The organism is Paraflavitalea devenefica (assembly GCF_011759375.1).
Classification (GTDB): Bacteria; Bacteroidota; Bacteroidia; order Chitinophagales; family Chitinophagaceae; genus Paraflavitalea; species Paraflavitalea devenefica.
This window is the reverse complement of the sequence record NZ_JAARML010000008.1, coordinates 19,292-42,871: the sequence shown is the minus strand read 5'-3', so window position 1 is coordinate 42,871 and position 23,580 is coordinate 19,292. Positions and strand designations below refer to the sequence as shown.

At 47.3% G+C, this 23,580-nt stretch carries 13 protein-coding genes; 9 read left to right on the top strand and 4 right to left on the bottom strand.

Annotation, left to right across the window (positions count from 1 at the left end; translation table 11 throughout):
- Nucleotides 1–100: 100 nt before the first annotated feature.
- Nucleotides 101–2,596, top strand: a complete 2,496-nt coding sequence (locus HB364_RS30485) for a carboxylesterase family protein (protein WP_167292232.1) — start codon at nucleotides 101–103, stop codon at nucleotides 2,594–2,596.
- Nucleotides 2,597–2,608: 12 nt separating this feature from the next.
- Here HB364_RS30485 and HB364_RS30480 read toward each other — a convergent pair whose 3' ends face one another.
- Nucleotides 2,609–3,562 (bottom strand): NAD(P)-dependent alcohol dehydrogenase, encoded by a 954-nt coding sequence (locus HB364_RS30480; protein WP_167292231.1) that lies wholly within the window; start codon nucleotides 3,560–3,562, stop codon nucleotides 2,609–2,611.
- 122 nt (nucleotides 3,563–3,684) lie between these two features.
- On the opposite strand from HB364_RS30480, the gene HB364_RS30475 reads away from it, so the two are divergent.
- From HB364_RS30475 to HB364_RS30460, 4 genes are all read left to right on the top strand, one after another.
- Nucleotides 3,685–5,124, top strand: coding sequence for an alpha-L-fucosidase (locus tag HB364_RS30475; protein ID WP_167292230.1), 1,440 nt, complete (start codon nucleotides 3,685–3,687; stop codon nucleotides 5,122–5,124).
- Nucleotides 5,125–5,134: 10 nt separating this feature from the next.
- A complete protein-coding gene (locus HB364_RS30470) occupies nucleotides 5,135–7,777 on the top strand; it encodes a glycoside hydrolase family 2 protein (RefSeq protein ID WP_167292229.1) in 2,643 nt (880 codons plus the stop codon).
- A 5-nt stretch (nucleotides 7,778–7,782) separates the two neighbouring features.
- Nucleotides 7,783–8,829, top strand: coding sequence for a sialidase family protein (locus HB364_RS30465; protein ID WP_246228664.1), 1,047 nt, complete (start codon nucleotides 7,783–7,785; stop codon nucleotides 8,827–8,829).
- Between the two features lie 96 nt (nucleotides 8,830–8,925).
- On the top strand, nucleotides 8,926–9,312 hold the full coding sequence (locus HB364_RS30460; RefSeq protein WP_167292227.1) for a group III truncated hemoglobin: 387 nt from the start codon (nucleotides 8,926–8,928) through the stop codon (nucleotides 9,310–9,312).
- Between the two features lie 5 nt (nucleotides 9,313–9,317).
- Here the strand turns inward: HB364_RS30460 and HB364_RS30455 are convergent, their stop codons facing one another.
- From HB364_RS30455 to HB364_RS30445, 3 genes are all read right to left on the bottom strand, one after another.
- Nucleotides 9,318–10,550, bottom strand: coding sequence for a multiheme c-type cytochrome (locus tag HB364_RS30455; RefSeq protein WP_167292226.1), 1,233 nt, complete (start codon nucleotides 10,548–10,550; stop codon nucleotides 9,318–9,320).
- Nucleotides 10,551–10,631: 81 nt separating this feature from the next.
- Entirely contained in the window at nucleotides 10,632–12,230 is a 1,599-nt protein-coding gene (locus HB364_RS30450) for a RagB/SusD family nutrient uptake outer membrane protein (protein ID WP_167292225.1), read from the bottom strand.
- Nucleotides 12,231–12,252: 22 nt separating this feature from the next.
- Nucleotides 12,253–15,237: a SusC/RagA family TonB-linked outer membrane protein gene (locus HB364_RS30445; RefSeq protein WP_167292224.1), complete on the bottom strand. Its 2,985-nt coding sequence runs from the start codon at nucleotides 15,235–15,237 to the stop codon at nucleotides 12,253–12,255.
- A gap of 322 nt (nucleotides 15,238–15,559) precedes the next feature.
- Between HB364_RS30445 and HB364_RS30440 the strand changes: the two genes are divergently transcribed.
- The 4 genes from HB364_RS30440 to HB364_RS30425 all read left to right on the top strand — a co-directional run bounded on the left by HB364_RS30440 (nucleotide 15,560) and on the right by HB364_RS30425 (nucleotide 23,428).
- On the top strand, nucleotides 15,560–17,929 hold the full coding sequence (locus HB364_RS30440) for an alpha-L-rhamnosidase-related protein (protein WP_167292223.1): 2,370 nt from the start codon (nucleotides 15,560–15,562) through the stop codon (nucleotides 17,927–17,929).
- A gap of 188 nt (nucleotides 17,930–18,117) precedes the next feature.
- Nucleotides 18,118–21,294, top strand: a complete 3,177-nt coding sequence (locus tag HB364_RS30435) for a SusC/RagA family TonB-linked outer membrane protein (protein WP_167292222.1) — start codon at nucleotides 18,118–18,120, stop codon at nucleotides 21,292–21,294.
- A 52-nt stretch (nucleotides 21,295–21,346) separates the two neighbouring features.
- Nucleotides 21,347–22,870 carry a SusD/RagB family nutrient-binding outer membrane lipoprotein gene (locus HB364_RS30430; RefSeq protein ID WP_167292221.1) on the top strand — a complete coding sequence of 508 codons (1,524 nt, stop codon included), beginning with the start codon at nucleotides 21,347–21,349 and terminating at the stop codon, nucleotides 22,868–22,870.
- Between the two features lie 27 nt (nucleotides 22,871–22,897).
- Nucleotides 22,898–23,428 carry a hypothetical protein gene (locus HB364_RS30425; RefSeq protein WP_167292220.1) on the top strand — a complete coding sequence of 177 codons (531 nt, stop codon included), beginning with the start codon at nucleotides 22,898–22,900 and terminating at the stop codon, nucleotides 23,426–23,428.
- Nucleotides 23,429–23,580 lie beyond the last annotated feature (152 nt).

Genomic DNA, 23,580 nt, shown 5'->3' with positions numbered 1-23,580 from the left:
AGCTTTCTCTACCTCCATTCTCTCAATAATCAATAATTTTACTCCATCAGAAACGATTTAGCTCAGGCCTGGCCCGGGTTGTACCTATCACTCCTGCATTATGAAGCGAATAGTAGTAACGTACGTCATCCTGTGTTGCCTCCTGGCATCACTGCCTGTTTTTTCGCAGGAAGTCTACTTCAAACAAGGCCTCATCGCCAACCTGCCCAGCCGCTATGGCCGGGAAGCCGTATACAGTGATGAACTGGCCTATCGCCTTTATACCGGCACCTTAAAAACACCGGTAGCCGGTGATACCATTGGCAGGAATGAAAGAGGGCAGGCCATTGTATGGCAACCCGTTGAGGCCGACAGTATTAATCGCCTCCGCCTGCGTAGTGGCGCCGGAAGGGGCGGAGCGCCCGCAGGTCCCGGTGTTACACCCGGTGCTATCCGGGGCGGACTGGGTGCCGGTGGCAGCTATATCTACCTTACTTATACTTCGCCCAAAGCACAGACAGCCTTGCTCAACATCAAGGGCAACAGTGGCGTATTTGTAAATGGAGAACAACATACAGGCGATCCTTATAGCATAGGTTTCTTATATATTCCCATCCAACTCAAAAAGGGGCTCAATGAGTTTTATGTACGGGGAGCTTCGGCCGTAGCCAGTCTCCTCTTCCCGGAAAAGCCGGTAACGTTGAATACAGAAGACCTTACGTTGCCCTTTGTGGTGCCAGGTCTGCAGGCAGGTGTTTTACAAGGAGCAGTAGTAGTGCTGAATACCAGTACGAAAGAGTTGAAAAATTTACTCATTAAAGCCACTTTGCAAGGCAAGCAGGTTTCTATTGGCGTGCCCGCCATTCCTGCCATGTCATCCCGCAAGATCCCTTTCAGCTTTGATGGCAGCAGCATTAACGCCAAAGGCAAATATGAATGCACCCTTACCATACTGGATAAAGGGAAAACACTGGATGAAAAGAAAATCAATATTGAAGCCGTAATGCCGGCCGAACAATACAACAGCACATTTACCAGCGCTATTGATGGCAGCCTGCAATACTATTCCGTTACCCCACAGTCTGCTCCCCACACCAGCAACAGCGCTTTATTCTTATCCGTACACGGCGCCGGCGTAGAAGCCATCGGCCAGGCCAGGGCCTACAAGCCCAAAGACTGGGGTACGCTCGTGGCAGCCACCAACCGCAGACCACGCGGCTTTAACTGGGAAGACTGGGGACGCCTGGATGCGATGGAAGTATTGAACATTGCCAAGACAACCTTCAAACCCAATCCGCACAACATTTACCTCACCGGTCACTCCATGGGTGGTCACGGCACCTGGTTCCTCGGTGCAACCTATCCCGATCAGTGGGCCGCTATTGCACCCTGTGCCGGCTATCCCACTATGAAGGGGTATGGATCGGCCGACGGACTGATACCCGACAGCAGCAGCAATCCGTTGGAACAACTCCTGCTGCGTGCCGGCAATCAGAGCGATGTACCCAAACTGGCCACCAATTACAAGGCGCATGGCGTGTATATCTTTCATGGTGATGATGACAGAACGGTATCTGTCAACTACGCCCGGCAGATGCGCAAGCTACTGGGTGATTTTCATGCCGATCTTAGCTATTACGAATACCCCGGCGGTAGTCACTGGTTTGGCGACCACAGTGTAGACTGGAAACCCTTGTTCGATTTCTTTCAGTGGCATCACCGCCTGCCCGACAGCAGTGTCAACACCATTGACTTCAGTACAGCCAGTCCGGGTATTTCTGCCTCTTTCCGCTGGGCTACGATCCTGCAGCAAATGCATCCCCTGCAATACAGCCGTATGCAGCTTCGCAGGGATAGAGCCGCCGGCAGCATCAGTGGCACTACCAATAACATTCGCCTGCTGAAATTTCACCTTAGTGACTTCCCATCCGGCGCTGCACTCAAAGTGACCCTCGATGGAGGCAATCCTATCAGTTATACCACCCAAAGCAATAAAGACAGCTTATTGTTATTGAAAGAAGGCACGCAATGGGTAATCTCTCAACAACCCGATGCCCGGCAGAAAGGCCCGCATCGCTACGGCACCTTTAAGGAGGCTTTTAATCACAACATGATACTGGTATATGGTACCACTGGCAATAAAGAAGAGAACACCTGGAGCCGGAGCAAAGCCCTCTTTGATGCGGAGACCTGGTACTATCGTGGCAATGGGGCTGTAGATATAGTAGCTGATAAAGAATATACGCCTGAAAAGTATAAAGACCGCGGCGTCATCCTCTATGGTAATAAAACCACCAACAGCGTCTGGAACTTATTATTAAATGATTGTCCCATACAGGTGGAGCGCAACAAAATAACAGCAGGCAACAAAACATTGACCGGCGATCAACTGGGCGCTTACATCGTATGGCCCATTCAATATTCTTCTATTGCTTCGGTAGCGGCCGTAACCGGCAGTGGTATCAAAGGCATGCAGGCGGCATCTGCCAATCAATACTATGCAGGCGCCAGTGGCTTCCCCGATTTCATGATCTTTGAACTGGACATGCTGCACAGCGGCGCCGGAGCCCTGAAGATGGCCGGTTTTTATGATCATAACTGGCAATTAAAGGAGTAAGCGTAGTTTAATTTATATGATCACCACATTCCCCCTTTTTTGACCCGTTTCAACATATTGATAAGCTTCAACAATTTGGTCTAAAGTGTAATGCCTGTCAATAACCGGCTTGTATTTTTTGGCCTCTACCAGTTCTTTTAAAAAGATAACATCTTTTTGCCTGATTGCCGGAATGGGGAATAATACTTTTTTACCTCCCAGCAGTGGGGTAATAAGTGCCAGGAAAATATTCTGAGACATGTAGCCAAGTTCAGTAGACATATAAATACCGCCTTTCTTCAGGAGTGGTTTGCATTTGCCAAATGAACTTTTGCCTACAGCATCAAACACCACGTCAAATAATTGATTGATCTTTGTGAAGTCTTGTTTGGTATAATCAATTACTTCATCAGCCCCCAGTGATTTTACCAGTTGTATATTGGAAGTATTGCAAACGGCAACAACTTCTGCTCCCAGGTACTTTACAAGTTGCACCGCCGCCGATCCGATAGCTCCCGTTGCTCCATTAATTAAGATCTTTTGTCCGCTCTTTATTTTCGCAGCTTTTATATCGCACCAGGCATAACATGCACCTTCTGTGATTGGAGCAGCTTCCTGGTAGGTGATGCCGTATGGTATTGTTGTTAATGCACCATCCTCCGCCATCACCATATACTCAGCATGTGCCCCGAATTTGACGTTAAACCCAAATACCTTGTCGCCCGGTTTCAATGATTGTACGTCTTTGCCAATAGCTGCAATCTCCCCGGCAAATTCGCTCCCCAATATTTTCTTTTTAGGTCCGGACAATCCACTGAAGAGCCTGTTGATGAACAATTCGGCACTTCGAAAAGCACAGTCAGTACGGTTTACTGTTGTAGCATGAACCTTTATAAGCACTTCATTGTCTTTGGGCACAGGCTTTTCTACCTCTTCCAATTGAACGACTTCTGGTGGGCCATATTTTCTGTAAACCGCTGCTACCATGTAATGATCTTTTAGACATCTAACCTGATTAGTCGTTAAAAGAACAAATCCTTACAACTTTTATCAAATTTTATTTAACTCCTTTATTAAACAATATCTTTGATGTTCAATAATTATTTGTAATGCGTATTTGTTTATACTTTCTGTTACTGATGGTATTATTTATTGATACCGCTATCGCCCAACAAGGCGTTCATCCCCAATCTGCTACCTATGAATGGCCCACCGATACATTGGTGCGGGCTAAACTGGACAAGTGGCAGGACCAGAAATTTGGTATGATCATCCACTGGGGATTGTATGCCGTGCCGGGTATCCTGGAGTCCTGGACGATCTGTTCGGAGGATTGGATTGACCGTGACAGCAATATGGCGTATGATGATTACAAGAAATGGTATTGGGGACTAAAGAAAGATTTCAACCCCGTTAACTTTAATCCGGAGCAGTGGGCTGCCGCCGGCAAAGCAGCCGGTATGCGTTACCTGGTATTTACCACCAAGCACCATGACGGCTTTTGTATGTTCGATACCAAACAAACCGACTTCAAAATATCCAATGGACCTTTTGCCAATAACCCCAGAGCTGATGTGGCAAAGTATGTCTTTGATGCTTTCCGCAAAGAGGGATATATGATCGGCGCTTACTTCTCCAAGCCCGACTGGCATACAGAATACTACTGGTGGCCCAAATACGCCACGGCCAACCGCAACAACAACTATGACATCCACAAATATCCCTGGCGCTGGAATAAGTACAAAGAGTTTACCTATAATCAGATCAGTGAACTGATGAACAACTATGGCGCTATGGACATCCTGTGGCTGGATGGCGGCTGGGTACGTCCGCGGGAAACCGTCAATGCCGAAGTACTTTCCTGGGGGGCGCCTATTCCTGAATGGAGCCAGGATATTGATATGCCCAAAATAGCCGCCATGGCCCGGCGCAGTCAGCCCGGATTATTGATGGTAGACCGTACCGTACATGGTCCTTATGAAAATTATCAAACGCCTGAACAACGCATTCCGGATAAACAATTGCCCAATCCCTGGGAAAGCTGTATGACGCTGGCCAACAACTGGGGCTTTGTACCCAATGATCAATTCAAATCACCTGCCAAGGTCATTCATGCACTCATTGAAATTGTAGCCAAAGGGGGTAGTCTACTGTTGGGTATTGGCCCCCAAGCAGATGGCACCTTGCCAACCGAAGCAACAGAACGGCTGGCGGCTATTGGCCAATGGATGAACGTGAACGGCGCAGCCATCTACAATACCCGTACCATTGCCAACTACCAGCAGGGGAATATCTTCTTTACCCGCAGTAAAGATGCCGGCACCGTTTATGCATTGGCCCGTATAAAAGAAGGCGAAGCTTTGCCCGCTGTAATAGAATGGAAAGGTAACCTGCCTAAAAAAGGCACAAAGATAAAATTGCTGCAAACCGGGCAAACCCTAAAATGGGTAAGTGAAGGAGAATCGGTAAAAGTAACACTCCCTGCTGCTTTACTGAAAACCAAAGAAACCTATCCGGCTTTGGCCTTTGCCTTTACACCGGCGCAGTAAATAATCAATCATGTTCTCATACCGCTTTCAATTACTCCTGTTATGCGTCTTAAGCATGCATGTCACAGCCCAGAATCGCTATGAACTGAACACCGGCTGGCAATATGCTCCGGTAACCTCAGTTAAAGAAACAGGTACTGAGCTATCTGCAACTTCCTACACGTTAACAGGATGGAAACCGGCCATCGTGCCGGGCACGGTACTTACGACCATGCTGCACCACAAGCAGGTGCCCGATCCCTTCTTTGGCATGAACAATGAGCAGATTCCGGACATCTACAACACAGGCCGTGAGTACTATACCTGGTGGTTCGTGAAGGATTTTAAGGAAGCATACCCTACAGGCGCACAGCAGGTATCGTTACAGTTCCGCGGTGTAAACTATGGCTGCGATGTATTCCTCAATGGCCATAAGCTCAACGAGGTGACCCATAAAAGCATGTTCCTGCGTCAGTCATACAACATCACCCGCTACCTTAATAAAAACGGTAACAACCGGCTGGCTGTAATTGTCTATCCGCCCGATCCGGTAGGTAACCCCAATGGCGGGCAGGGTGGCGATGGCCGCATTGCCAAAAACGTGTCGCACCAGTATGTAGCAGGGTGGGACTGGATACAACCCATCCGCGACCGCAATACCGGTATATGGGACAAAGTATACATTGAAAAGACCGGCAGTGTCAACCTGAAAAATCCACATATCATAACATTGGTACCAGGCATCAGGAAGCCGGATGGCCTACAGCAACCGGCCACTATAAAGATGACAGCCGAATTGGAGAATACTGCCAACAAGGCTGTGCAGGGTGTACTGCAATATAAACTGAATGGACAAATAATTACGAAGCCTGTTACGTTGCCCGCCAACAGTACTACTACTGTTGTTTTGCCCAATGCAATACTTAAAAATCCACGGCTGTGGTGGCCGGCAGGTTATGGCAGGCAGGAGTTGTACACTACCGAAATGCAATTCCTCCAAAATGGAAAAGCTACCGACAAAGAATCATTGACCTTTGGAGTGCGTGAAATAAAACGTGCCTGGAATACAACTACCCTAAGCAGTCAGTTCCATGTCAACGGGCAAAAGATCTTTATCAAAGGCGGCAACTGGATCATTTCCGATGCGATGCTGCGCTTTACCGATGAGCGGTATGATGCGGAAGTACGCTATCACCGGGATATGAACCTTAACCTTATCCGTATCTGGGGAGGCGCCTTGTTGGAACGGCCGGAGTTTTATAAAGCCTGTGATAAATACGGTATGCTGGTATTTCAGGACTTCTGGATGTCGGGCGATTGTAATGGCCGCTGGGTAGATCCTAAAAAAGCAGAAGATCAGCAAACAAGGCGCAAATACCCCGATGACCATGATCTCTTCCTCCGTTCGGTAGCAGATGGCATCAAACTCATTCGCAACCATCCTTCCCTCGCTATCTGGTGCGGCGGTAATGAAATAACACCGCCGGATGATATACTGGCTGCCATGCGGGATTCCCTCTTGCCCCAACTGGATGGCACGCGGATATTCTTTGATTACTCCAATTCCGACAGCATGTCTATGAACATACTGAAAGGAGGTGGCGATGGCCCTTATGAAATACAGCCTACCGATACCTTCTGGAAATTCCGTACCTATCCTTTTAATTCAGAAGTAGGTTCAGTAGGTACGGGTGATTATGAATCGCTGAAGCGCTTCATACCATTGGAGAATATGGCTTCCCCTGTATATACGCCTCCTGCTGCCGGTGAAATACGAGGGAAGGAACAGGCAGACTCTGTATGGGAATACCACAAATACATTGGCTATAAAGATTACATCAACCGATACGGTCCTGTAAAAGATGTACAGGACTGGACCCGAAAAGCGCAACTCATCAACTACGATCAGTACCGCGCATTAATGGAGGGCTTCAGCGCCCACATGTGGGATTGGTATACTGGTGTCATCATCTGGAAAACACAGAATCCCTGGACAGCCATGCGCGGGCAGATGTATGATTATTACCTCGATCCCAATGCCTGTCTCTATGGCCTGCGCACCGGTGGCAGAAGCATGCATGTAATGTACAACCCGGTGCAGGGAACGGTAATGACGGTCAACCACCGGGATAAACCGGTTACCAATGGCTACATTCACATAGAGGCCCTGGATATGAATGGTAAACGCCTGTGGCAGGGAGGTAAATTGGTTACACTGGATGCTGCTGCGGTCAATACATTCATGAACATCAAAGATACCGTTGATAAACTGCGCGCAGCAAAAGGTATCTTTCTGTCCATAACACTCAGCACCACTGCTAAAACCACTCTCAGTCATAACATTTATTGGCTGCCCAATGCCAATGGGCAATATACCGGCCTGAACGAGCTGAAACCAACATCCCTGGCTGCTGAAACAAAAGTAGAAGCACCGGGCAGAATGACCATAGAACTAATCAATGATAGTGATCAGATAGCCTTCTTTAACCGCCTGTCATTACTGCATCCGCAAACAAAAGAACGTATCCTGCCTGCTTTCTACAGTGATAACTACATTACGGTGCTGCCCCATGCGAGAAAGGCCGTATCTGTCGAATGGAACGACAAATTACTGACTCCGCTGGTAAGTGTGGAAGGATGGAATGTGACTGAAAAAATATACCCTTTTAAATGATCTGGATGAATGTAAGGAATATAGGGTGCCTGTTATTGCTGGCTGCGTCTGTTTCAGCAGCAGCCCAACAAACAACAAATATCAAAGCTGTATTGGTATCTTCTGCTGTGATCATGAAGCAACCTCCTGTTGCTGCCTGTCATGCATCCTCGCTGGTGGAACTGTCCGGCAACCGGTTAATGGCTGCCTTCTTTGGCGGCCCATATGAGTCCAGTCCGCAGGTAACTATCTGGCTGACTACCTTTCAAAAAGGCGCCTGGTCAGCGCCACAGCAAATAGCCGATGGCATTATCAATGATACCCTGCGTTATGCCTGCTGGAATCCCGTACTATTCCGTACCAGGGAAGGCCGTCTCTTCCTGTTCTATAAAGTAGGTAAGTCGCCCCGCGACTGGTGGGGTATGATGAAATATTCCGACAATGAAGGAAAGGATTGGTCTGCAGCAGAAAAATTACCCGAGGGTTTCTTAGGCCCTATCAAAAATAAACCCATCCAGTTAAAAGATGGTTCGCTCCTGCATCCTTCCAGTACCGAAAGCGCCGACGAAAAACAATGGCATATTCACCTCGAAAAGTCGGACAGTAAAGGACAGAACTGGAAGCATATCTCCATCAACTGCGATACCTTTGGCGTGATACAACCCAGTATCCTCACCTATAAAAACAACCGGTTACAGCTCCTGTGCAGAAGCCGGCAGAACCATATTGTGCAAACCTGGTCGTCAGATAATGGCAATACCTGGAGCCCGCTTGGCAAGCTCGCGTTGCCCAATCCCAATTCAGGTTCCGATGCGGTGACCTTGCGTAATGGCCTGCAAGTATTGGTATACAATCCGCTGCAGAAAGGTAAGGAGTGGTGGAATGGCAGGAACAAACTGGTAGTAGCCGTTTCTATCGATGGTATACATTGGAAAGATATATACACACTGGAAGACGCGACCTCCGGTGAATACAGTTACCCGGCCATCATCCAAACCAAAGACGGAGGGGTGCATATTTCCTACACCATGGACCGGAAGAACATCAAGCATGTGGTGTTAAGGATGTTGTAATACATTGGAAACGCTACATTGTTTTGTCATTTCGAACGCAGCGAAGCGGAGTGAGAAATCTGTTAGCGAAGCAAAGGAAACACTTAAATGTACTGTATGAAAGACATTGAAACCCGGGAAGATATTGAACGATTGGTCAATGAATTCTATAAGAAAGTAATACCGGATCGCCTCATCGGGCATTTCTTTACACGCGTGGTCCACTTCTCCTGGGAGGAACATATACCCATCATGATCTCCTTCTGGGAATCGGTACTACTGGGTGGACAGGCTTATAAAGGCAATCCCATGGTAAAGCATATTGAACTGGATGCTTTATATCCTCTCGATCCATTGCATTTCGACAGGTGGCTATACCTTTGGCAGGAAACAGTAAGACAACTTTTTGCCGGCGACAAAGCCAATGAAGCAGTTAACCGCGCCCATTCCATCGCCCAGATCATAAAGACTAAAATTGCCGCACATAAAGGCAAACAATCATAGCTTCTTTACTTATTATCTCGAATAAACTGCAGAGTCGCCTCAGGATAAACCTTAATCAAGTGCGTCCTTACCAAATTAGGATCAGCCTCAGCCTTGTCTTCCTTCTTCATCGTAATAGCCCGCGAAGGCAGTGCCGGCATGTGGCAATCAATACAATTACTGGTAATAGCGTTGGCAGGTAGCTGCTTGTCAAAACTGTGCGCAATACTGCTATGACAGCTCATGCAACGCTGCGAAAATACAGCCATGTTCTCCCTTTCGGATACATGCGTATTATGACAGGAAGTACACGTAAGTACATTGCTTTTGATAAAACATTCACTGCCGCTGAGCAACTGGTACTGATTACCGTGCACATCCAGTTGGCTCACATTGCCGCCGGTAATGATGGGAGAGGAGAAATATTGGGCCAGTGAATCACCGGGCTTAAAATAAAAAATGGAATTCCGGCTAGTATGGCCACCCGAATGGCATTGGGCACAAAGATCTGCCTGTTGCTGCCTCGACAACTTCTTATAGATCGCTATATGCTGCGCCTGCTTTTCCTGCGGGTGGGTGGTATGAAAATCGACATGTGCTGCTGCCGGGCCATGACAGCGTTCACAGTCCATGCCATAAATCACCTTTGTTTTATCAAAATAATCTACCAGGCGGTTACCTTCCTCCTGTGTGCCTTTGCGTTCAATATAAGAGCCATGGCATTCAAAGCAGCCAATATTAATGAGCCGGTCAAACCGTACTTTGTCTGCCGGATAACTGGGGCTGTTTACCCAATTGCGTGCCCATACGGAATAAGAAATGGGCAACTGGAAAACATTATCATCATACCAGTACAAATACGTTTGCGCTTTCCTGCCAGATCCCATCACCACCCCAAAAGGAATGGCCTGCTTCTCCACCTCATCCATATAGGCTACCTGGAACAGGCCATTGCTTCTTTGTTCCATTACCACTTTTACATTAGGCCGGTAGTGAAAGCTATTTTTCCCCGGCTCAAAACTTCCTTTAATAGTAGCAGGGGAAGGGCTGGCGGAAGTATGACGGTGGGCAGTAGCAAGATAGCTGTCATGAATATCCTGATGGCAGTTTGCGCAGGCCGCTGAACCAATATAGCCTGCGCCCCGCATATCAGCCGCTGCTACGGTTTTCTGCTCAGGTACACTCAGGCATTGGGAAAGAGTAACGATCACCAGGATGATAATAACGATTATGCCAGCGCTATGTTTATACTGCTTCATTGTATAATGATAAAAAGAAATCACAAAACCCCTTGTAAAAACAAGGGGTTTAACAAAAACTAACTGCTATATGACGATTGCTTACTTATAATCATCATTCTGTTTCAGGTTGGGGTTCTTATCAATTTCCACCTGGGGAATAGGGAACAATATACGGGTCTTGCCATCCAGTTTGGGCCGGTGGTTAAACCATATCTTGCGGCTATATACACCAAAGCGGATCAGTTGTGTGCGGCGTTGTCCTTCAGCAGCAAATTCCCAGCCCAGTTCATCCAGCATCCGGCCATAAGGAATATCGGCACCACCCTGCAGGTCAGCAATAGAACCATCTCTATTCTGCCATCCATACTGATAGGAACTGCCCATTTGCAGTTGGGCGCCGGTTACAGTAGCTTTAGCCGGATTGGTAGATGCAAATGCACGCGTCCGTACTTCGGTTACAATCACCGCAGCTTCATCAGCCTTACCGTTACGAAGCAATGCTTCAGCCTTCATCATCTTAACTCCGGCCAGCCTGAATACTGGATAATCCACACTTAAGCCGTTACGGGCGCCGACCTTGATCTCATACTTGCCGATGCGGTAGCCATCAAAAAATCCATTACTCTCAAGACCGGCCACCGCTTTCGTATAGGTAAGTACCAACTGGCCATTGCTGGTATTATATTGCGGCCCTTGCAGCCAGGTGTCTTTTAGGCGGGTATCATCCGGGTCGTACGTATCAATAAATTGTGGCACAGCACAATTACCACCCCATGGCTGCGACAGCATTTGCAGGGCAGGACCATGTGCGGTAGCCAGCGTTTTCATGTGAATAGAGTTTTGCGTGGCAAAGATCTCATCGAAAGGCACGGCAAATATCAGTTCTTTGGAAGTGTTGTTATTGGTAAGGAAATTGGTTTTAAAGTTAGTTTCCAGCACATAGGGGCCCTTGGTCAGGATCTCATTGCATTGTTCAATGCATTTTTCCCACTGTTGTGTACCGGTATACACTTCGGCATTCAGGTACACATTGGCTAGGGTAGCCCGCGCAGCCCATTTATTCATCCGGCCATAAGTTGAATTGTCAGCCTTTTCGCTCAGCAGGGGAATAGTCTCCAGCAGTTCCTTTTCCACAAAATCATACACCTGCTTGCGGGTGCTTTGCTTGGGCAGTGATGCATCTTTAAAGTCAACTACCAGCGGTACATTGCCATGGTTATCCAGCAGCATTGAGTAATAAAATGCCCGGGCTGCTCTCAACTCTGCAACAAGGGCTTCCTTTCCGGTGGTAACGGGGATGGAACCATCTTCGATCTGGGAAAGGATCCTGTTGGTGTTATTAACGCCCTTGTAATTTTCATTCCAGGAATTACGGGGCTGCCATTCTGTAGGCGTCCATTCATGCCGGTGCATACGTTGGTAAGTACCGCCGTCAACCCAGCCATTTGGGCGCTCCGGGGTGACAATAATATCGGCCGGTTCTTCCTGCAGGTCAAAATTTCCCTGCCATCCCACCATGACCGTGCGCAGGGGCGTATAAGCCGTACCCATAATGGCCGGTATATCTTTTTCTGTAGGTTTAAAAGATGTTTCCAAAACCTGGTCATATACCTCTTCATCCAGCCTGGTGCAGGATCCCAGCATAATCGTGATACCCAGCGACAGATATATTGTGGACAGAATTTGTTGCTTTTTCATATAGTGAGTTATAATGCTTTGATTAGAAATTCATATTTACGCCCAGTGTAAAAGTGCGCATCGTGGGATACTTGTCTCTTGAATCATTACCGGCATCAGGTCCCAGGCGGTTTACTTCAGGATCAATACCCTTATAACCGGTGAGCACAGCAAGGTTCAGGGCAGAAGCATATACCCGCAGGCTCCTGATATACTTATTGCCATTGGTGCTGAAATTATAACCCAGTGTTACGTTGTCAACCTTCCAGTGATCGCCATCTTCTACATAGTGTGATACAAAAGCTAAGGGAGAAGTCAGCCTTGCTTTGCCATACACCTTATCAAGTGCACTTTCCAGCATATTATACTCCTTTACAGTAGGGTTCTCATAATACATGCGTTGGAAATTCAGGATCTGGTAGCCAAACTGTCCGCGCATATTAACCGCCAGGTCGGCCCGCTTATAGCGGAATGTCAGGTTCAGGCCGGCGGTGTGTTTGGGAACGCCATTGCCCAGTATTTTACGGTCGTCAATTGTGGCTTGACCGATTGGTTTGGGTTTACCATCCTTGTCTTCAATGATCCACTTGCCATTCTGATCAACATCAATCGTTTTATAACCAAAGAAATTGCCGAGGGGCTGACCTACCTGTGCACGGTGGGTGATTACCTGGATGGGTTCGCCGGTATGGCCTGCATCAAAATAATCGTTGGCCAGTTTGAAGCGGGGATCTGAGGAAATAGATACCAGGGTGTTCTTATTATAAGCCCAGGTAATATTGCTGCGGAAATCGAAATCCTTTGTCCTGATCACATCAACATTCAGCAAAATTTCCACGCCACGGTTCTTCATTTCACCCGCATTGGCAATAGTAGTACCGTTCAAATTAGGAGGCACTGGTACCGGGAAGCTATACAACATATCCTTCGTATGGCGTTGGTAGAAATCTACACTACCGCTGATACGGTTATTCCAGATCGCAAAGTCAAATCCCACATTATACTCGGTTTTCTTTTCCCAGCGCAGATCTGGATTGGGATTACGCACAGGTTCTATAGGCTGTATCCACTGGCCGTTATACAGGAAACGGTTGTTGCTATAGTTCATGCTGATCAGTGACAGGTAGGGATCTGTGGGAGCCGTACCTGTTACACCAAAGCCGGCCCTGAACTTCAGGTCGTTGATAAAGTCAACATTGGCCATAAAGGATTCCTTGCTGATCCGCCAGCCTGCTGAAACAGCCGGGAAATAACCCCATTTATGATTAGCCCCGAATTTGGACGAACCTTCATAACGCATGCTCGCCATTAACATGTACTTATCATCAAACACATAATTTAAACGGCCAAAGAAACCGATCAGCTTATGGTTATTTTTAAAGCTGGTGATGGTTACCGTATTATTTGCCAATAGCAAGGCATCGCCCGATTGCAACCTGTTGTAAGTATACAGGTCAGTGGGGAAATTGGAATTGCTGGCCCCAAAGCCTTCAGCAGTCACATCCTGGTAGCTGTAGCCGCCCAGCAAGGTGATCCTGTGCAAGTTGAACTGGCGGGTGTAATCGGTGGTAAATTCCATCAGATTATCGCGCAGATAATCGTCGCTCCTCGAAGCATAACCGGTTCTCCTTTCAGAAGCCTTGTGGCTATTATTCTCGGCATAGCCAAAGAGTTGAGTTCGCTTCACAGAAGACAGCAGCAACTTCAGGTTCAGGTTGCGGATAGGCGTGAAGATTATGTTGGCATTATAACGCATTTCATTAACGACCGATTCCCCGCTCACCTCTTCAATAGGCCGCAGCGGGTTGTCATAATTGTAGCCGCCGGGATCCTCTTTCCAATTACCGAGGTAGTTATAAACGCTGTCAGTTGGGTTACGGATAATTGCCTGGCGATAGATATAAGCGTAATTGGGCGCATCGAAATACTTTCGGTTACGGCCGATCACATTCAGGTTGATCTTTAACTTGCCATCAAACATAGAGTGATTGATATCTGCACGGCCGGTCAATTGTTCATTCTCCGATCTTAAGAAAAAACCCTGCCATCTCCGTACGTTCAGGGATGCCACATAATTGGTTTGCGCATTGCCGCCCTGCACGGTTATATTGTGTGAATGACTCACGGGGTTGCGGCTAATCAGGTCCAGCCAGTCAGTGGAAGTGCCTTTATCGTAATTGGCAGGAAATACACCTTCCTGGATACCCCGGCGGTAACCGGCGGCATCGAGAAAATCCATCTTACGGGCAATCGTCTGGATATTCGCCTGGCCTTCATAAGCAATAGTAGCAGCACGACTGCCCTTTTTACGGGTAGTGATCAATACCACACCATTGGTGCCGCGGGTACCATAAATAGCAGCAGCAGATCCATCTTTCAATACATCTATAGATTCGATATCTTCAGGCGCTACCGTATTGAGCGCACCCGGAATACCGTCAATCAGCACCAGTGGCTGGGTAGAAGACATGATCGTACTGCTTCCCCGTAAAGAGATCTGTGTAGTTGCATTGGGGTCGCCGCTCGCTGTCACCACAGCTACACCTGCTACCTTACCCTGGATCAACTGGCCTGCATCACGTGCAAACCCCTTGGTAAAATCTTCCGACTTCACGCTGGCAACAGCACTCGTTACCTCACCTTTCTTTTGTTTGCCATAACCTACTACCACCACCTCATCGAGGCTGGCAGAGCGTAATTGCAGTGTTACGCTGACGGAGGTTTGATTACCCACTTTAATTTCCTGCGGAGCAAATCCGGTACCGGAGATCACCAGGATGCTTTCTGCATCGGGCACCTCAATCGTAAAAGCCCCCTTGGCGTCTGTAGAGGTACCGCGTTGCGAATCCTTTACCTGCACCGAAATACCCGGCAACGGGTCTCCTTTGGCGTCTTTAACAACGCCCGAAATAGTAATAGCTACTGTGGCTTTTTTGTGAAAGGGGAGGTCCGTAGCAAAAGCGCTTAGCGTAGCAGGCGTAAAGCATAGGCAGGATACGATGCCTGCGCCCGCAATGAGCTTGATCATAAGCAATTTGATTTTTTGTTAGAGTTTGTATACAATCGTTCACGTAAATAAGAGACGTTCTGCTGTTTTTTGTTTTTACCGGTACGGTTTAAGTAAAAAGAGTCCGGATAAGATATATGGCAATAAAGATCCCCGCCGTATTCACAGCGTTGTTATGAATGCATTGATAAAGGATATAACGAAAGTATCACGATAGTTTAAAACTTCGTTTATGGCATTTAACCGGGTCTTGTCAGATATTAACAATAACTGTTAACAAGACAATTATTAACTGCTTTGATTACCCTAACTTAGGGGATTATCTTTTTAAGACTCTATTACAATGAGGTCATCCGTTCTGCTGCTGCCATTATGTCTGTTGTTATGGACTGCTGTCCATGCCCAACAGCCTCCTGTTAATCCTGCTTTATTAAAAGGCCACTGGCCCGCCAGTTGGATCACCTGTCCAGGTGCGCCTTTGCGCAGCTATGGCGTCTACCATTTCAGAAAAACATTTACGCTGGCGCAACAACCCGCACAGTTCGTTGTGCACGTAACGGCCGACAACCGGTACCGCCTCTTTGTAAATGGTACGCCTGTATGCAATGGCCCGGCACGGGGCGATCTGTACAACTGGTATTTTGAAACCATTGATATAGCGCCTTACCTGAAAGCTGGCGTCAACAGCATTGCCGCCCTGGTATGGAATATGGGAGAGGAGGCAGCCGTGGCGCAGATATCTAACCAGACAGCCTTTCTTTTACAAGGGAATACTGATAATGAAAAGCTGGCGAATACAGACGGCGCCTGGAAAGTAATGGAGAACAAAGCCTACCATCCCTGCTCCCTCAACAATGGCGCCCGCCTGCGTTCCTATATGGTGATAGGGCCCGGCGACAGTGTACAGGCTGCCTTATATCCCTGGCAATGGGAGCAGACAGGATACAACGATCAGCAATGGCTGTCCGCCCGGAAACTGACTTCGCCGGTACCGGTAGGTTATGGTACTGACAACCTATGGACACTGGCGCCCCGGAACATTCCCCTGATGGAAGAAACATTGCAGCGTATCACTGCTGTTCGCCGGAGCAATGACATCCAGGTGCCAGACGCTTTTTTGCAGGGCAGGCAGGCATTGACCATCCCCGCCAATACAACGGTGAGCATCTTGTTGGATCAAACCTTTAATACGGTCGCTTATCCTGAACTAACAGCCAGCCGGGGCAAGGGAGCTGTTATTAAACTCACCTATGCAGAAGCATTGTTTAATAAGAACGGGAAAGGAAACCGCAATGACATTGAAGGCAAGCAGATAGCCGGCAACTATGATGTGTTTGGACCAGATGGTGGCAGTAAAAGACTGTTCCGGCCGTTGTGGCTGCGCACTTATCGTTATCTCCAACTGGACATTACCACAAAAGAAGAACCGCTGATCATTGATGATCTGTATGGTATGTATACAGGCTATCCTTTTGTTCAAAAAGCCGCCTTTACCAGTAATGATGCTTCCCTGCAGGACATTTGGAACGTTGGCTGGCGCACAGCACGCCTCTGTGCCGGTGAAACCTACTATGACTGTCCTTACTACGAACAGTTACAATACGAAGGCGATACCCGTATCCAAGCACTCATATCACTGTATGTTACAGGCGACGACCGGCTCATGCGCAAAGCCCTGCTTGATTTTTACTATTCCCGCGTACCGGAAGGATTAACACAGGGCAGGTATCCCAGTAACCGCCTGCAGGTAATACCACCTTTTTCCCTCTATTGGGTATCCATGATCTACGATTACTTCATTCATCACCGGGATGAAAGATTTGTACAACAATTCCTCACAGCAGCAGAAGGGGTATTGAACTGGTATGAACAGCACATTGATACTACCCGCCACATGCTGGGGCCTATGAAGTGGTGGAACTTTACCGATTGGAACCATGCCTTTCCCAATGGGGTGCCCGATGGTGCTACCGACGGCAATTCTGCTGTAATAACCTTGCAATATGTGTACACGCTGCAACAGGCAGCAACACTCTTTAGCTACTTTAACAAACAACCGCAGGCCGCCCGTTACAGGAAGATAGCGGCCGACCTAAGCAAAGGAACTTACCAGGCATGTTTCGATGCCGGTAAAAGTGTAATGGCCAATACACCTGCCCGCAACACGTTTAGCCAGCATGCCAGTATCCTGGGGGTGCTTACCGGTACTGTTCCTGCACCGCAGCGGCAGGCCGTCATGCAGAAAGTGCTGTATGATACTTCCCTCAGCCAGGCTACCTTTTATTATCGTTTTTACCTTACCCTTGCCCTAAAGAAAGCGGAGATGGGATATTTATACTATTCGCAGCTTACTCCCTGGCGCGATATGCTAAGGAATGGCCTCACCACTTTCGCAGAAAATCCCGATCCCACGCGTTCAGATTGCCATGCCTGGAGCGCCAGTCCCAATTATGATTTCCTTGCTACCATTTGTGGCATTACACCCGCCTCACCCGGCTTCAGAAAAGTGCAGATAAAACCACACCTTGGTGAACTGCAAAAGGCAGCCGGCAGGATGCCCCATCCGGACGGAGAGATACAGGTAACATTAGAAAGGATCGGTACACAAGGCATCCATGCCGAAATAATACTGCCTGCTGCCCTAACCGGTTCTTTTACCTGGAATGGCAAATCAATACCGCTCAAAGGTGGCAGGCAAACAATCAAATTATGAGCCGGCAATATTAAGATAATGGCATACGTCTTGTCATATTAATATTTATTTCGTATGTCTATAACTGTTCCTAACTCCAAAAGTGTATTTGATACATCATTCCTGCTTCTTCATCCGATTGTGTAATCAGGTTTGCTTTTTTAGTTGTCTTTTGCATGTCATTTATCTTTTAACCAAAGCAAATGTCCATGACAAAAGTTCTATCACTGCTCCCCATGCTGCTTATGTATGGTATACTGGCGGCAGCCCAGGTACCTGCTTCCGGTGGAGCACAAACTAAAACCGTTACCGGTACGGTAACCGATGAAAAAAGCATCCCTATTCCCTTCGCCTCCGTTGTTATCCAAGGTACATCAAGAGGCACTACCACCAACGAAAAGGGCATCTTCAGTCTTGAAGTACAGCCCGGCGCAGTACTCATCATTTCTGCTACGGGTAGTAACAACCAAACCGTTACTGTTGGTACTGCCAGCACTTATGCCATTATCTTAAAAAAGACAGGCAACCTTGATGAAGTAGTAGTAACTGCCCTCGGCATCCGCCGTAAACCACGTGAACTGGGTTTCTCTACTGCTACCATTAAAGCCGAACAAATCACAGCTGCCAATAACCCCAACCTGGCCAATGCCTTAACCGGTAAGGTGGCCGGTCTTGTAGTGACCAATGTAAACAGTAGTGTACAGGCCAATACAAGGGTGGTATTGCGTGGCAACCGTTCTATCACCGGTAATAATCAGGCGCTGGTTGTACTGGATGGCGTACCTGTACCCAGTACTACACTGGATTACCTCAATCCTAATGATGTGGAGAGTGTAAATACACTGAAGGGAGGTCAGGCTGCTACGCTATACGGATCCGATGGGGTGAATGGCGCTATCGTTATTACCACCAAAAGAGGCCGCAACGGGCGTAATACCGTAACCGTCACTTCTTCTGCCAATCTTGAACAGGTAAGTTTCATGCCCAAATTTCAGAATAGGTTTGGTAGCGGTTCAGGCTATAGCTATACACCTGAACTGAATTATAGAGCTTATGAAAATCAATCTTATGGTGATGAATTTAATGGTTCCAGAAGACCGCTGGGCCGTGTTACAGAAGATGGGGATACGCTGATGGTTCCTTACAGTGCCCTGCCCAATGAAAAAAAGAAAGTATGGGATGTAGGCAGTGTGATCCAGAATGATATCGCTCTTTCCGGTGGTGATGAAAAAAGCTCTTTTTATCTCTCTTTCCAGGATGCCATCACCTCGGGCGTAGTGCCCGGTGATACCAGGCGCAGGGACGCCTTCCGGTTCAATAGTAGCCGTACAGTGGGCAAAGTAAAGGCAGGTTTTCAGGCTACCTATGCGCAGGACAAGGTTGACAGGACCAACTCAGATTTTTATTGGCTTGTTATCAATGCAGCCGCGCATGTTCCTTTAACACAACTGCGTGATTGGAAAAATAACAAGTTTGCCAGTCCTAATGGCTATTATAACGATTATTATAACAATCCCTGGTTTGAACTGGATAACAAGCGCCGTACCGGGATCTCCAAAAGCTTCAATGGTAGTTTTGATCTTCAATACGCGCCTGTAGACTGGTTCAATGCTACTTACCGGTTAGGCCTGATCAGTTCAACTGCAGAAGAGAAATTCACCACAGGCCGGTTTATTTATTCAGACTGGGCAAAACATAGCGCCTACGTTCCTGAACCCTGGACCAATGATTATGATGGCATAGACCGTGCCAGCGCAGATGTCCTGGGCGGTGTAACCGACAGGACCGCTACTACCAACAGGGTCAACTCTGACCTGCTGGTAACTTTTAGAAAGGACTTTAAAAATATTACCACCACATTGGTATTGGGGAACAACATTCAACAGCGTACTTCCAACGCTTTGCAGGCAGCTTCCGGTTCCATTGTGATTCCCGATCTGTATAATATCTCCAACAGGACAGGCGAACTGGCCGGCGATCAGCTCTATACTAAACAAAGAAAGTATGGCTTTTACGGAGACCTCACCGTGGGGATTAATGATTACTTATTCCTTCACGGAGCAGCAAGACGCGATGGTACTTCCCTCTTCTATAAAGAAGGACGCAGCGCTTCTAATTATCAGTACATGTACTATGGGGCAGATGTATCTTTTATTGCCACTGATGCCATTCCTGCGCTTAAGACCGGTGTATTGGACTACCTGAAAATAAGAGGCGGTTTTAACAGGAATGCCAACGATAATATTGATCCTTATTCTCTTGACCTGGTATACAACCTTGGAGCTGGTTTTCCTTACGGTTCTTTACCCGGTACTACTGTTGACAATACCTTCCCCTCACCAGATCTGAAGCCCGAGTTTGTAAAGTCATTCGAGGGTGGGGTAGAAGTATCATTACTGAATAGCCGTATAGGATTGGATTTCACCTATTATTACCAGATATCTGAAGGACAGATCATTGATGTGGATATGTCGGCCGCTACCGGTTACCGTCGTGCCCGCATCAATGCAGGCCGTTTGGACAACAAGGGTTTCGAAGCCGAACTTAAATTGCAACTGGTTAAGTCCAAAAACCTTAACTGGGACCTGAATATCAACTATGGATTCAATAATAATATAGTAAAATCCTTGTATGGCGATATGAATGCCTTATCACTGGGCAATAATTTTTCCGAATCAAATACTATCACTGCTTCCATGTTTGCACAGAAGGGAAGTCCGTATCCCTTATTAAAGACCACTTACTTCGTGCGGGACAGTCTGGGCAGGATAATTATAAACCCAGCTACTGGTTATCCTTCCCGTGCCACCGATCAATTGGCTGCAGGACGCACCATTCCCAAACATACGCTGGGCATTACCACCAGGCTCACCTGGAAGAACCTGGCCTTCTCCTCTACGATGGAATACAGGGGTGATTATTATATTTTTCACGGCCTCGGCTCCAACATGACCTTTACCGGTGTAGCGGCTGTAACGGCTCAATATGGACGTGAAAACTTCGTTATCCCTAATTCTTCCTATGCTGATGGCAGTGGTAAATATGTAGCCAATACCAGCATTCCAGTAAGTGATGGACATTGGTTTTTCTGGGATCAGTTATTCAGGTATGCCGGTGAAAACTATGTAACAAAAGGAGACTTCTGGAAATTGCGGGAGGTTACTTTAACCTATACTTTGCCAGCCCGCATAACCAGTAAAATGAAATTCCTGAAAGGTGCTTCTTTCAGCCTTATTGGCCGCAACCTGTTGATGATATTGCCCAAAGATAATCTTTATACTGATCCTGAATTTGCCAATACAACAGGTAACTCAATTGGTATCAATACTACCCTGAACACACCGCCGGTGCGTTCTTACGGAGCTACGCTGTCACTCACTTTCTAAACGGCGCAAGTATAAAACGAACCGGTATTGTATTAAAAGAAACAAATCTGACATGAAACTATATAAATGTTTAAGTGCGCTGGCTTTAGCTGCGGGTATAGCCGGTGCAGGATGTAAGAAGTTCATTGATGTGAACAACAACCCTAATTTGGCTACAGCAACCAACCCCACATTGGTTTTTACCAATGCACTGAATGTATATGCCGCCTCTTTGGCCGGTGGGGGTAATGTCTTGGGTAATTACTGGGGTGGCTATTGGGCGCATTCCACCAGTTTTGCATCGGGCACGCCGGAGAAAACGTACAGCTTTACCAATGGCGACTTTAATTATTGGGCCGGCATATTGGATAATATTAATGACCTGCAACTGGTGATCAATACAGCCGATGCAAAAGAACAATCTTATCTGAAAGGACCGGCCAAAGTGATAAAAGCACTCCGCTATCAGGAATTGACCGACGTGTATGGTAATGTTCCTTATACGGATGCGCTAAAAGGGATTGCTGTTTTTCAACCTAAGTATGATAAGGCGCAGGATGTTTATGACTCCTTGATCGTATTGCTTGATCAAGCTGTTGCAGACCTGAAAGCGAATCCCTTTCCCGGCGCATTTCAGGCCGGTATTTATTCCATCGGTAGTGGGCACGAAGCTGCTGACTGGATCAAATTTGCCAATACGGTAAAATTGCGGATCCTGATGCGGCAAAGTCTGGCCCGGGAAAATTATGTAAAAACAGAAATACAGAAGATCCTTACGGAAGGCAGTGGTTTCATTGGTGCAGGGGATGATGTATTATCACAACCTGGCTATACCAAAACGGTCGGCAAGCTGAATCCGTTCTATGCTGCTGCGGGATATGACCAGAATGATGCTGAAGTAGGTGGACACCAGGCATTCCGTATCAGTGAATACCTGATCGATACACTAAAGGCTACCAATGATACCATACGACTGAAGTACATTGCTGATGTAACGCCTGCCAGCAGGCCGGCCACTGCTCCTGCTTTTTACCAGGGTAGTGTGGATGATTATATTGGCGTGCCATTCGGTGGTGAGGGAGCCGATTACCTGTCTGCTAACTCCTCACCCGTGGGGCCAGGCAGAATAATAAAAGGCGTAGCCGCAGCGCCACAGGTTATTTTTACGGCGGCAGAAAGCTTATTCCTGCAGGCAGAAGCAGCACAGCGGCTTGGTATTGCCGGTCTGGGTGATGCGAAAACTTTCTATGAACAAGGCATCCGGGAATCCTTCCGCCTGCTGAATGCACCGGCTGATGCAGCCAATGATCTTATTGCAGAAAGTGCCAGCTTTAACACTGCTCCCGATAAGACCAATGCAATTGTGTACCAGAAGTGGGTGGCGCTGGCCAACTTCAACGGAATGGAAGCCTGGGCCGAATTCCGCAGGAATGATTTTCCGGCTGTTCCACTCTCTGTTAACGGAGGCCGCACGGTAAACACCAGGCCCGTAAGGTTGCATTACCCGCTGGATGAAGTAAATACCAATAAAACGAATGTTGATGCTCAGGGTAAAATAGATGTCTTCACCAGCCGGTTATTCTGGGACATACGGTGATAATTACTAAAAGTCAAAAAAAGTATTATGAAATTCAATAGTTATTTGCGCATTATATACATCGTGGTGGCTGCTTTTTCTCTTACCGGTTGCCTCAAGGAACATAATGGTTTTTCCAATACTGTACAAAATGAGCAACCAGCCAACGTGGTAGAGCTTTTGCGTATCAACCAGCGACTGGCTTCGCCAACCGCTGCAACAGCCGTACCGCTTGCCGCTAATCCGGTGGAAGAAAATATCCTGTTGGGCTATGTAAGGTTTGGGTCTTTAACCTTACCCACCTCTCCCGTAAAAATAAAGCTCAAACTGAATAATGCGGCCTTGCCGGCTGCTTTAACGCCATTGCCAGCCACTGCTTATACATTCATTACACCGTTAGATAATATCACCATCGAACCCGGCAAACGTATGGCAGAGATCAGGATCGTCATCAAAAAGAACCTGCTTACAAGCGCAGTTAATTATGGTTTACGTTTTGAAATAGAGGATACCGGCGGTGACGGCAACCTGCCCCATTCCCTGGCCAGGGTATACATGGTTTCTGTCAAAGTTCCTTAATAACGTTTACAGAACTCCTATGAAATAAGAGGGTCGTTTTTCTCATGTGCAAAGTGTTTTTTGCTGCGGGGGGCCAGTCATGGCCCCCCTAAGTTTTTTATATACCTGCAATAACATGCATTACGATACGTTGTAATGTCCGGATTTTACTA